At 70.6% G+C, this 12344-nt stretch carries 11 protein-coding genes; 2 read left to right on the plus strand and 9 right to left on the minus strand.

The window, feature by feature from the left end; all coding sequences use genetic code 11:
• Nucleotides 1-21 precede the first annotated feature (21 nt).
• The gene (locus ACO0E1_RS09320) at nucleotides 22-783 is read right to left on the minus strand and encodes an SDR family oxidoreductase (RefSeq protein ID WP_422873939.1); all 762 of its coding nucleotides are present in this window, start codon (nucleotides 781-783) and stop codon (nucleotides 22-24) included.
• Nucleotides 784-933: 150 nt separating this feature from the next.
• Here ACO0E1_RS09320 and ACO0E1_RS09325 point away from each other — a divergent pair, with 150 nt between their 5' ends.
• A complete protein-coding gene (locus tag ACO0E1_RS09325; RefSeq protein WP_422873940.1) occupies nucleotides 934-1407 on the plus strand; it encodes an NfeD family protein in 474 nt (157 codons plus the stop codon).
• The gene (locus ACO0E1_RS09330) at nucleotides 1404-2588 is read left to right on the plus strand and encodes an SPFH domain-containing protein (RefSeq protein ID WP_422873941.1); all 1185 of its coding nucleotides are present in this window, start codon (nucleotides 1404-1406) and stop codon (nucleotides 2586-2588) included. Before ACO0E1_RS09325 ends, ACO0E1_RS09330 begins: the two co-directional genes overlap by 4 nt.
• A gap of 59 nt (nucleotides 2589-2647) precedes the next feature.
• Here ACO0E1_RS09330 and ACO0E1_RS09335 read toward each other — a convergent pair whose 3' ends face one another.
• The 8 genes from ACO0E1_RS09335 to ACO0E1_RS09370 all read right to left on the minus strand — a co-directional run bounded on the left by ACO0E1_RS09335 (nucleotide 2648) and on the right by ACO0E1_RS09370 (nucleotide 12325).
• On the minus strand, nucleotides 2648-2998 hold the full coding sequence (locus ACO0E1_RS09335) for an RNA polymerase-binding protein RbpA (protein ID WP_281264600.1): 351 nt from the start codon (nucleotides 2996-2998) through the stop codon (nucleotides 2648-2650).
• Between the two features lie 83 nt (nucleotides 2999-3081).
• Nucleotides 3082-4632 (minus strand): apolipoprotein N-acyltransferase, encoded by a 1551-nt coding sequence (gene lnt / locus ACO0E1_RS09340; RefSeq protein WP_422873942.1) that lies wholly within the window; start codon nucleotides 4630-4632, stop codon nucleotides 3082-3084.
• Nucleotides 4633-4643: 11 nt separating this feature from the next.
• Nucleotides 4644-7115, minus strand: coding sequence for a DEAD/DEAH box helicase (locus ACO0E1_RS09345; protein ID WP_422873943.1), 2472 nt, complete (start codon nucleotides 7113-7115; stop codon nucleotides 4644-4646).
• A complete protein-coding gene (tatC, locus tag ACO0E1_RS09350) occupies nucleotides 7112-7864 on the minus strand; it encodes a twin-arginine translocase subunit TatC (protein ID WP_281267580.1) in 753 nt (250 codons plus the stop codon). Before tatC ends, ACO0E1_RS09345 begins: the two co-directional genes overlap by 4 nt.
• A 370-nt stretch (nucleotides 7865-8234) precedes the next feature.
• Entirely contained in the window at nucleotides 8235-9206 is a 972-nt protein-coding gene (locus ACO0E1_RS09355; protein ID WP_422873944.1) for a helix-turn-helix transcriptional regulator, read from the minus strand.
• A complete protein-coding gene (locus tag ACO0E1_RS09360; RefSeq protein ID WP_422873945.1) occupies nucleotides 9199-10221 on the minus strand; it encodes a helix-turn-helix transcriptional regulator in 1023 nt (340 codons plus the stop codon). The genes ACO0E1_RS09355 and ACO0E1_RS09360 overlap by 8 nt, the downstream gene beginning before the upstream one ends.
• A gap of 92 nt (nucleotides 10222-10313) precedes the next feature.
• Nucleotides 10314-11219, minus strand: a complete 906-nt coding sequence (locus ACO0E1_RS09365; RefSeq protein WP_422873946.1) for an FKBP-type peptidyl-prolyl cis-trans isomerase — start codon at nucleotides 11217-11219, stop codon at nucleotides 10314-10316.
• A gap of 44 nt (nucleotides 11220-11263) precedes the next feature.
• A complete protein-coding gene (locus ACO0E1_RS09370) occupies nucleotides 11264-12325 on the minus strand; it encodes a tRNA (adenine-N1)-methyltransferase (RefSeq protein WP_422874084.1) in 1062 nt (353 codons plus the stop codon).
• Between the last annotated feature and the right edge of the window lie 19 nt (nucleotides 12326-12344).

Raw genomic sequence — 12344 nt, forward strand, 5'->3', positions numbered from 1 at the left:
GGCCGACGCTACCCCGGGCCCTCAGGCCGTGAAGCCGCTGACGTCGCCGACCAGGCGAGTGTTGTCCGCCGGGATCGGCTCCACGGCGGCGAGGGCGACCTCGGCGGCGAACTCGGACACGCTGTAGAGCTTGCCGACGGCCCCGCGACGCTCCTCGATCGCGCCGGGGTTCAACCGGTTGAGCAACGTCGCGGTGATCGTGCCCTCGATCATGTCGCCGGAGACGACGACGAACTCGATGCCGGCTGCCTCGAGCTGCGGGAGGAGCTCGCGGAGCGCGGTCTCACCGGCGTGCTTGCTCTTCGCGACGGGCAGGTACTCCGGCATCGTCTCGGCGGTCTCGACGAAGTGGGCCTGGTGGCTCGTGACGAACACGACGCGGGAGCCGGCGGCCATGTGGGGCACGGCGGTCTGGAGCATGTCGACCTGCGCGTCACGGTTCAGGCGGAGCGCGTAGTCCTCGCCCATGCCCGACTCCATGCCGCCCGATGCGTTGAGCACGAGGAGGTCGATGCCGCCCCACGCATCGACGACGGTGTCGACCATCGCCTGCACCGAGTCGTGGTCCGTCAGGTCGGCGCCCACCGCGAGGGATTCTCCCCCGGCGGCGACGATGCCCTCGGCGATCTGCTCGGCGCGACGGGCCTTGTTCCGGTAGTTGACGACGACCTTGGCGCCGGCCTCGGCCAGGTACCCGACGGTGTCGGCGCCGATGCCGCGGGACGAGCCGGTGACGAGGGCGCGCTTGCCGGCGAGGGATCCGGGGGCGAGGGGGCTGCTCACAGTGGTGTTCTCCAGTTCGTGACCGTGCATCGGGACCGGTCGAGCCTACCAATCCGTGCGCCCGGTCAGACGTCGTTTGATATGTTGAACGGACTTGAACCGGCCGTCGCGACGCTGCGCTGCCGCGCGCGACCGAGGGAGGGAGATCGCGTGAACATCTCGGATTGGATCCAGACGATCATCTGGATCGCACTGGTGCTGGTGCTGGGGGTGGTCGAGGTCTTCACCCTCGACTTCATCTTCATCATGCTGGCCGCCGGCGCGGCAGGCGGCTTGATCGCCGCCCTGATCGGCGCACCCTGGTGGCTGTCCGCCATCATCGCCGCGGCCGTGGCGCTCCTGCTGCTCGCGCTCGTCCGCCCCCGTCTCCTGATCGCGCTCGGACGGAACGCCGACCCCCACCGCACCGGCGTCGAAGGACTCGTCGGCATGCCCGGGACGGTCGCCGTCGCGTTCACCTCCACCGCCCCCGGCCAGGTCCGCCTGGCGAACGGCGAGACCTGGAGCGCGCGCATCGCCGTCACCGCTCCCGATCGAACCCCGCCGCTCGGCACCCACGTCGTCGTCGAGTCCATCGAGGGCTCGACCGCCGTCGTCCGCATCGAACAGAAGGCTGCTTCATGACCCTGGAACCCGGGACGATCGTGCTCCTCGTACTGATCGTCGTCATCGTCATCTTCGTGATCGTCGTGCTCGCCAAGGCGATCCGCATCGTCCCCCAGGCGACCGCGGGCGTCGTGGAGCGCCTCGGCAAGTACCACAAGACGCTCGCCCCCGGCCTGAACCTTCTCGTGCCGTTCATCGACCGCCTCCGGCCGCTGCTCGACATGCGTGAACAGGTCGTGTCGTTCCCGCCGCAGCCCGTGATCACCGAGGACAACCTCGTCGTCTCGATCGACACCGTCGTCTACTTCCAGGTCACGGACGCCCGCGCCGCCACCTACGAGATCGCGAACTACCTCGGCGCCGTCGAGCAGCTGACGACCACCACGCTCCGCAACGTCGTCGGTGGGCTCAACCTCGAGGAAGCGCTGACCAGCCGCGACAACATCAACGGCCAGCTCCGCGTCGTGCTCGACGAGGCGACCGGCAAGTGGGGCATCCGCGTCGGGCGCGTCGAGCTCAAGGCGATCGAGCCGCCCGTGTCGATCGTCGACGCCATGGAGCAGCAGCTCCGTGCGGAGCGCAACCGTCGCGCCGCGATCCTGCAGGCCGAGGGCACCAAGCAGTCGCAGATCCTCGAGGCAGAGGGACAGCGACAGGCGGCGATCCTCGCTGCGGAGGGTGACGCCAAGGCCCAGGTGCTCCGCGCCGAGGGTGAAGCGCAGGCCATCGCCACGGTGTTCGACGCGATCCACACCGGTGACCCGGACGAGAAGCTGCTGTCGTACCAGTACCTGCAGACCCTCCCGAAGATCGCCGAGGGCACGGCCAACAAGCTCTGGATGATCCCGAGCGAGTTCACCGAAGCCCTCTCCGGCATCGCGAAGGGCTTCACCGCTCCCCGGTCCGGCGGCGGCGCTCCGGCGGCCGGCGCTGCTGGCGGCAGCGACTTCCTCGCGAAGATCTCCAAGCTCGCGAGCGAGAGCCTCGCGAACACCGCGGTCTCCGACCCCTCGGGCGGCAGCGCTGGTGCGAACCCGAATGCGACAGCGTCGGACATCGTCCCGGACGCAGGTCTCGACGAGCGCCTCGCGGAGTCGAACCGCAGCGTCGACGAGAAGCTCCGCGCCGCAGCCGATGCGACGCGAGCGCAACTGGCGGAACAGCAGGACCAGCAGGGCCAGCAGGACGACCAGAAGTAGCACGGAACGACGAAGGCCCGCTCCCCTCGGGGAGCGGGCCTTCGTCGATCGTCAGTGCCTCAGGCGCCGCGACGGGCGCGCAGGAACTGCAGTCGTTCCTGGAGCAGTTCCTCGAGCTCTTCGCGCGAGCGCCGCTCGAGCAGCATGTCCCAGTGGGTCCGTGGTGCCTTGACGTCTTCTGCTGCGACCTCGACGGGCACGCCGTCGTCACCGAGCAGTCGTCCTTCGCGTCCGCTCCTGGGGTCGGCCCAGCTCTGCGGGACCTCTGCCTCGGCAGAGAACACGACGTCGAACGTCTCGCCCGAGTCGGTCTGGTAGACCGCACGCTTGCGGTCCGAGAGCTCGACGCCCTCTTCGCTCTGGAGGCTCTGGCTCCCGAGCCGCATGCCGCGGAGACTCCGATCAGCCATGGTGGACTCCTCTCGCTCGTTCCCCCCTTGCAACACTGTCCCACGCGGGTTCGTTCCGGCCCCTGCGCATTCACAGTCGATGGTCAGGCGCGCCGGCGACGCTCCGCTCGTGTCCACGGCGCGCAGGCGATGAGGACGAGGAGCCCGCCGAGCGAGAGCACCATCGTGATCAGTCCGGACGCGACGGTGGCCGGCGTGGTCGAGGTGCCGAGGGGGACGTCCGTCACCATCGAGGTCGCGGTGTACTCCGGCACGCGGTCGATCGTCCGTCCGGACGGGTCGATCACCTGCGAGGCGCCGACGGTCGAGATGTTCACGAGCGACCGCCCGGTCTCGATGGCACGCATCCGCGCGATCTCGAGCTGCTGCAGGTTCTCGTCGGTGCCGGAGAAGTCGGCGTTGTTCGTCTGCGCGAGGATCACCTGCGCGCTGCCGCGGGCCATGTCGCGCGTCAGTCCGTCGTCGACGATGTCGAAGCAGATCGCGATGCCCGCCTTGATCCCGGCGACGTCGAGCACGTTCGGCTTCGTCCCCGGCGTGTAGTCGCGCTGCAGCAGCCCGATGAGCGACGGCGCCAGCTTGGAGAAGAACCACCGGTCCGGGACGTACTCCCCGAAGGGCACCGGGCGCTTCTTGTCGTAGGACGACTGCCATCCGTCGGCGGTCCACACGAACGACGTGTTGTGGAGCACACCCGACGGCGTCTGGGTGATCGCGCCGGCCACGACGGGTGCGCCGACGGACTGCACGACGGAGTTCAGCGCGCTCGCGATCACGGGCTGCTGGCGCGGGTCGATCTCGGCAGAGGCCTCGGGCCAGACGACCAGGTCGACGCCCTTCGCGGACACGTCGGTCGCGGCGACCTGCGACTCGAGGACCTGGCCGGGGGCTGCGCGGTCGAAGTACCCGGCGGGACCGTTCCCCTGCACGGACTCGACGCGGATCGTCCCGTCGGTCGCGGTCGGCCACGCTGGGACGGCGAGCACCGCCGCCACGAGCAGTCCGGCGACCGCGACGCGCATCCGGAGCTTGATCCCCCCGACGAGGCCCAGGGAGACGACGACGGCGACGCAGTAGACCACGACGAACGAGAGCCCGAGGACGCCGACGTACGCGACGAGGTGCGCGAACGGGCTCTCCGACTGCGACAGTCCGACCCGTCCCCACGCGAACCCGCCGTACGGCCAGCTTCCGGAGAACCACTCGCGTCCGGTCCACAGTGCGGCGACCACGGCCGGGAGGCCCCACACGCGTCCGGCGGTCGAGGGCACGACGCGGGCGACCCAGCGGTACGCGAGGGCGATCGCGACGCTGCCGAGTGCGAACATGGCCGCCTCGAACAGCGCGAGCGCGAGCCACGGGACCGGCCCGAGGTAGCGCCCGGCCCACGAGATGGCAGGCACCCAGAAGGCGACTCCCCCGAGGTAGCCGAGCCAGGCGGCACGGCGCCATCCTTGTCCCATGGCGGACAGGAGCAGACAGGCCACCGCGGGGTAGGCGAGGAACCACCATCCGGGCGACGGGAAGGACAGGGCGAACAGGAGTCCGCCGATGACCGCCAGCGGCAGGGCGGACCGCACCGGCAGTGCCGCGAAGGGCGCGCGCGGGCGCACACCGGTCTCGGGAACCTGCACCGGGCCTCCCGTCAGACCGTCGCGTACGCGACGATGCCGCGGCGGACCGCGTCCGTCGCCCGTCGGGCGGTCTCGGCGAGCTCGGGGTCGCCGGCGTTCTTGATCTGGTCGAGGAGGTCGATGACCTGCTTGCACCACCGGACGAAGTCGCCGGCCGCCAGGTCGAGCGACCGCAGGACGTCGTCGAGCGCCGAGCCGGACGCCCATCGGAACATGCCGACGGCGATCGCGGGGGTCGGCGGCTGCGAGCCGGACAGCCGGGCGTCGCGTTCGACGTCGTCGAGTCGGGACCAGATCGTCAGGGTCTCGTCGAGCGCCGGGCGGAACGCGCCGCGCGGCAGTGCGTGCTCGGTCCCGGGGGCGTCCTCACGACGGGGCTGGTAGACGATCGTGGCGGCCATGGCGGCGAGCTGTGCCGGCGTGAGGTCCTTCCAGACCCCGGCCTCGAGGCACTCGGCCACGAGCAGGTCCCGCTCGCCGTAGATCCGCTGCAGGCGTCGACCACCCGCAGCGACGGTGAGCTCGCCGTTGGTGCCGCCGGTCTCGCCGTCGGCGTCATTCCCGCTCGGTACGAGGTACCCGAGCTGGACGAGCACGTCGGTCACCCGGTCGAAGGTCGTCGCGACGGCGCCGGTCCTGGAGCGGATCTGCTGCACGAGCTTGTCGTTGACGCGCTTGAGCTTGTACCAGCGTTCCGCCCACCGGGCGTGCGCTTCGCGGTCGGGGCAGGCGTGGCACGGGTGACGCTGCAGGGCACGGCGCACCTCGGTGATCTGGGACTGCCGTTCCTGGCGGGCACCGTGCGAGGCTTCGCGGCCGCCGGGGACGTTCGTGCGTTCGAGGTCGGACAACCGCCGTCGCAGCGCCGCGTACTCGGTGAAGTCGCCGAGGTGACACGCCATCGACCGCTGGTATCCGTCGAGCGACTCCTGCTGCGACCGCACCTTCCTGGCGAGGTCCACGACGGAACGGTCCGCCTGGAACTGCGCGAAGGACGTCTCGAGGACCTCACGCGTGCGCTGTCGACCGAACTGCTCGATCAGGTTCACGGCCATGTTGTACGTCGGCTTGAACGAGGAGTTGAGCGGGTACGTCCGACGGCTCGCGAGCGACGCGACGGCCTGTGGTTCGAGCCCGTCGGTCCACTGGATGACCGAGTGCCCCTCGACGTCGATCCCACGACGGCCGGCGCGACCCGTGAGCTGCGTGTACTCCCCCGGCGTGATCGGCACACGGGCCTCGCCGTTGAACTTCTCGAGCTTCTCGAGGACCACCGTGCGCGCCGGCATGTTGACCCCGAGCGCCAGGGTCTCCGTCGCGAAGACGACCTTGAGGAGCTTCCGCTGGAAGAGGTCCTCGACGACCTCCTTGAACGCGGGCAGGAGCCCGGCATGGTGTGCGGCGACGCCGCGCTCGAGCCCTTCGAGCCACTCCCAGTACCCGAGGACGGCGAGGTCCTCGTCGAGGAGGGTGCGGCAGTGGTACTCCGCGGTCTCGCGGATCTCGTTCCGCTCTTCGCGGGTGGTCAGGGACACGCCGGAGCGCAGCACCTGCCGGACGCCCTGGTCGCACCCGTTGCGGCTGAACACGAAGAAGATCGCCGGGAGCAGCATCCGCTCGTCCAGCATGCGGGCGATGTGCTCGCGGTGCAGCTTCTCGGTGCGCGGACCACGGCGGTCGACGTACCCGCCACGACCCCGACGTCCGCGGTGGCCGCCACGGCTGTCGTTGCGCGAGCCGCCGCCCACCAGACGGAGCAGCTCCGGGTTCACGCGGTTCGTCGCCGCGGCACCCGACGAGTCGAAGAGGTCGACCATCTTGTTGCCGACGAGCACGTGCTGCTCGAGGGGCACCGGACGGTCCTCGGACACGATGACGTCGGTGTCGCCGCGAACGGTCTGCAGCCAGTCGCCGAACTCCTCGGCGTTCGACACCGTCGCGCTGAGCGAGACCAGGCGGACCTCGGTCGGCAGGTGCAGGATCACCTCTTCCCACACCGCGCCCCGGAACCGGTCGGCGAGGTAGTGGACCTCGTCCAGCACGACCCACGCCAGGTCGTCGAGCAGGTCGGAGTCCGCGTAGATCATGTTGCGGAGCACCTCGGTCGTCATCACGACGACCCGTGCCCGGGGGTTGACGTTGGTGTCGCCGGTGAGCAGCCCGACCTCGGACTCCCCGTACGCCTCCACGAGCTCCGCGTACTTCTGGTTGCTCAGCGCCTTCATCGGCGTCGTGTAGAACACCTTCGCCGTCGGTTGCCGCATCGCGAGCCAGATCGCGAACTCGGCGACGATCGTCTTGCCGGCGCCGGTCGGAGCGGCGACGAGCACGCTCCGCCCCTGATCGAGGGCGTCGCACGCGGCGAACTGGAACGCGTCCAGGTCGAACCGCAGGTCCGCACGGAAGAGCTCCAGGTTGCGCGACCGACTCCGCACACGGGCAGCCTGGAACCGCTCGGCCGCGCTCAGCCCGGTGTCCGTCACAGGCCGTACTCGGCGTCGAGCTTGGCCTGGCGCTTCGCGAGACGACGGTCGTGCAACCAGGTCACCACGCAGGCGGCGACGTAGAGCACCATCATCGGGATCGCGAGCAGGAACATCGAGATGACGTCGGCGCTCGGGGTCACGATCGCGCAGAAGACCAGGATGCAGAGGATCGCCACGCGCCAGGACTTGATGATCGACTTCGCCTCGAGCACGCCGACGAAGTTCAGCAGCACCAGGAACACGGGCAGCACGAACGCGATTCCGACCGCCACGATGAGCTTGATGACGAAGTCGTAGTAGGCCTTCGCGTCGACGATCGAGGTGTCCTGGCTCGACACGAAGCTGCCGAGGATCCCGACGATGTGCGGCAGGACGTACCAGCCGAAGTAGCACCCGGCGAAGAACAGCGGGATCGCCGTGCCGAGGAAGCCCCACACGTACTGCTTCTCGCGCCGGACCAGTGCCGGGACGATGAACGCCCAGATCTGGTAGAGCCACACCGGACTCGCGATGACGATGCCGATCGTGATCGCGATCTGCAGCTTGAGGTCGAACGCGCCCGTGATCATGGGGAAGTTCAGCTCGGCGGTGTGCCCGCCGACCTTCGCCAGCTGCGACACGGGGGCGCGCAGCGAGTCGAGCACGAACGGGGTCAGGAACCAGCCGCCGACCGCGCCGACGAGGACCGCGAGGACGGCCTTGAACAGGCGGTTGCGCAGCTCAATGAGGTGCTGCCCGAGGGACATGCGGCCTTCGGGTTCCTTCGGACGGCGACCCTGCCGCTTCTCTCGCCCGCGCGCGGTCGTCGAAGCCATGCGTCGATCCTACGGCAGCGCGGCCCTCGCTCGGCGGCGCGACGTGCGAACGCACAGCGCACCTTCGGGCGCGCGCGGCGTCGGAGCGCGCGCTGCGCCGCCCTCGATCCCCGAGATCGCAGTCCGTGTCGGATCCGGCGCGCGGGAAACGACACCAACTGCGATCTCAGCGGCCCGGCGGGCGCGCCCGGCGTCGGACGGGGCCGTCGGATCGCAGTCCGTGTCGGAACCGGCGCGCGGGAAACGACACCAACTGCGATCTCAGCGGCCCGGCGGGCGCGCCCGGCGCGCGCTGTCCGCGTCAGGACGCGGGCAGCGCGGACGCTGCGAACGCGCGCACCGCGTCGCGCGCGGCGGGCGGGTCGAGCACGACGGCTCGCCCGGGCAGGCCGGCGACGAGGCGCACCACGCCGTCGAACCCCGCGGACGCGGCGAGCCGGATGCGCACGCGCCGATCGGCGTCCGGCACGTCCGCGGTGTCCGCGAGGAAGTCCGCGACGAGCGGCAACGACGAGGCGTCGAGCTCCACGGTCACGATCACGTCGTCCGCGCTCTGCTGGAACAGCGTGTCGGGGATGGTGACGTCGTCGGTCGAATGCGAGGCCGGGCGGTCGTCGACGCGTACGGCCGACATGCGGTCCAGTCGGAACGTGCGGAGTGCGGCACGATCGAGGTCCCAGGCACGGAGGTACCAGTCCGTGTCGATCGACTCGACGCGGAGCGGGTCCACCGAGCGGGTGCTGCCCTGGGTGCGCGGGCCGGCGTAGTCGAACACGAGTCCGCGGCCGTCGGACATCGCCTGCCGGATGGTGGCGAGGGTGGCATCGTGGCGCTCCTGCCCGACGGCGACGTTCGCAGAGGCTCCACCTGCACCACGCGAGAGCTTCGCCATCAGTGCCCGGATGGCGTCGCGGTCGGCGGCCTCGGGCAGCGCGGAGAGGTACTGCAGGCCCGCGATGAGCGCAGAGGCTTCTCGTGCGGAGAGCCGCGGAGAGTCGTCGATCGCCACGAGGTTCGTCAGCACGATCATGTCGTTCTGCTCGAAGTCGTCCCAGGCGATGTCGAACAGGTCGCCGTGCTGGTACTGCATCGTCTCGCCGGGGATGCCCGACACGGCGATGAGCTCCACCGCGCGGCGGATCCGGGTCTCCTGCACGCCGAAGTGCCGAGCGGCCTCGGTCACGGAGACACGCTCGCGATCGATCAGGTACGGCACCAGCGCGAGCAGGAACGCGAGCTTGTCCTGGGCCTGGAGCGGCTGGGCTTCAGCCACGGAGCACCCCTTCGCTGTGGTCGGCGACGAGCCCGCGGAGACGGTCGAGCACGCGGTCGCGGACGTCCGCGGGCTCGAGCACCTGCACTTCGGGGCCGAAGGCGGCGAGTTCCTCGGCGAGGATCTGCGGGTCGACGTAGTGGAGCACGAGGACGCCGTCGCCCTGTGCGGTGGTGTCCCGCCGACGGCCGAGACGACGTTCCGCGTCCGACCCGGGGACGACCGCGATCGTCGCCGTCCGTTCGGCCCACAGCCGGTCGAGCTCCGCGAGGGTCCGCTCCCCCGCACCGGCGGGCGCCGGATGGCGACCCGGCTCGTACGTCGTGACGGGACCGACGATCCGCGAGAGCAAGTAGTTCTTGTCGGAGTCCGTCGAGGGTTCGTGTGCGGCGAGCATCCACCGGCCGCCGTGCTGCACGAGCGCCAGCGGAGCGACGTCGCGCCGTCGTGCTTCGTGCTCACCGGGGGTGATGTAGTCGAACCGGACGGCTGCTGCGCGGTCCAGCGCGGCACGGAGCGGCTCGAACGCGGCATCCCGTGCGCGGAGCCGCGGTGCGTACGCGTCCATGCCGGTCGCGCCGGCGCGGCTGTCGTCGTCACCCGCGGAACGGACCTTGAGGAGCGCTCGACGCGAGTCCGACGACAGGGCCCCTTCGCGCCAGGCCATCGCCGCGAGCGACAGCAACGCGGACTCGTCCGGGGTGAACCGGACGTCGAGGGGCAGGTCGTACTCGCCCTTCGGGATGCGGTACCGGAGGGTCTGGTTGTTGCCGGACGATCCGGGAGTCTCGATGGTCTCGAGCGGGATGCCGAGTTCGCGGACGTCGTCCTTGTCGCGTTCGAACTGCCGCTCGAGCGACGCGTTGTCACCACCGGCCGCGAACCGCTGTCGGTAGCCCTGGACGTTCGTCAGGATCTCGGACTTCGTCAGGCCCGACTCGGTCGACAGCAGCGCGAGCACGAGGCTGAACAGGCGTTCTTCCGCCGGTACGCGGGGCACACGGGTGGCTGGCACGAGCCGATCCTACGGCAGCGCGGGGGCACCGGAGTGCACCCGCGCGCGGGTTCGTGGAGAGCGGACGAGCGTCGTCAGGACCGGGATCCGGGTCAGGACTGCATCGAGCCGAGCACGTCGATGACGTACGCGTAGGCCACGCCCTGCTGGTGGACGATCGCGAGCACCTGGTCGCCGACCTTCCGGCCGACGAGCGCGCTGCGCACGCCTTCCTGGACCTGACCCTTGGCGAGCGGTACGGTCTGGGCGCCGGTCCCGTCGGTCCAGCTCGACCCGGCGACCGTTGAGTCGTTCCCCCACGTGACGGCGGTGTACTTGATGACCGCGGTGTCCTTGTCGGTGAGCACCTTGCCGTGACCCTTGCGGAGCAGGTGGGTCTCGTCGGAGGACGGGGCCGCGGACGACGGCACCGTGATGCCGGGGGCACCGTCGGGCGCCAGGACGACGGCGGGCATGTGGTCACCCGCGAGCTGCGGGGTACCGGTGGCACGGGCGTCGAACGCCCGCTTCACGTCGATCACCGCGATGACGGCGTCCTCGGTCTTCTTGGTCGAGGTCGCGCCGCTCGACAGCGCACTCTGCGGCAGCGCCACGGCGAGGCGGTCGCCGACCTTCGCGCACTCGAGCGCCTTGCCGAGGGCACCGGCGTTCGACGAACCCGCGGTGATCGGCGCGGTCGTGCCGGAGTAGCCGCTGGTCTGCGCGACCTTGCCGGTGGAGCCGTCGACGAGCGTGTACTCGATGAGGACCGGCGTGCCGTTCCCCACCGTGCGGCCGTCGCCCTGCTTCAGCACCGAGACCTGGGTGCCCTTCGTGGTGAGCCCCGCGGGGATCGACACCTTCGGCTCCTTGCCGAACGCGCCCGACGCGGTGACGGACTCGGACGCGGCACCGGGAGCGTTGCAGCTCGACGGCGTCGTACCGGCTCCGCTCGACGCGCACGCGGTGAGCGACGCGGCCAGTCCGATGGTGACCAGGAGTGCGGGGATGGTGCGCACGGACCCTCTTTCCGTTCGATGCGGGGCGGGCAACGGTGGGTAGCCTACCGGTCGTCTCCATCAGGAACGGACGTGTCGGGAGCACCGGCTCCGGCCGCGTCCGCGGCTTCGGCGGCCGCGACCTTCCGCGCCTGCGCTGCCGCCTGCCGTGCCACCTTGCGGAGCTTCTTGTCGCTGGCGGACCGTTCGCCGACGGCGCCCGGCGTCCAGGCCTCGACGTCCTCGTCGGAGAACTCGGCCTTGCCTGGGCGACGCTTCAGGTTCGGGAGGACCACGCCGTCGGCCAGGCGGCGTGCCGTCACGAGGAACCCGGTGTGCCCGACCATGCGGTGGTCCGGCCGGACGGCGAGGCCCTCGACGTGCCAGGTGCGCACGAGCGTCTCGCTCGACTGGGGGTCGGTGAACCTGCCGGTGTCGCGGAGTGCCTCGGCGGTGCGGCTCAGCTGCGTGACGGTCGCGACGTAGCAGACGATCAGCCCGCCGGGCACGAGCGCGTCGGCGGCCGCGTCGACGCACTCCCACGGCGCGAGCATGTCGAGGACGACACGATCGACGCTCTGCGGTTCGGTGGCGCCCGGGAGCTCCTCGACGAGGTCGCCGACGGTCACGCTCCAGTTGTCCGGCACGGCGCCGAGGAAGGTGCCGACGTTGCCACGGGCGATCTCGGCGAACTCGTCGCGGCGCTCGAACGACTGCAGGCGACCGGTCGGGCCGATCGCGCGGAGCAGCCACAGCGAGAGCGCGCCGGAACCCACGCCCGCCTCGACCACGCGGGCACCGGGGAACACATCGGCGAATGCGACGATCTGGGCGGCGTCCTTCGGGTAGACGATCGCGGCACCGCGCGGCATCGACATGACGTAGTCGTTCAGCAGCGGCCGGAGCGCGAGGTACTCGTCGCCCGAGCTCGCGGTGATGACCGAACCGTCTGGCTGGCCGATCACGTCGTCGTGCGCGAGCATGCCGCGGTGCGTGTGGTAGATCACACCGGGCTCGAGCGACAGCGTCGTGAGCTTGCCCTTGGGTCCGGTCAGCTGCACGCGGTCGCCTGCGCGGAACGGGCCGCGCGGCGGGGTGTGCGGGGTGCCGCCGGTCGTGTGCGGCAGGCCGGTGGTGTCGGGGAGT

This window comes from Curtobacterium guangdongense (assembly GCF_049341845.1).
GTDB classification, from domain to species: domain Bacteria; phylum Actinomycetota; class Actinomycetes; order Actinomycetales; family Microbacteriaceae; genus Curtobacterium; species Curtobacterium guangdongense.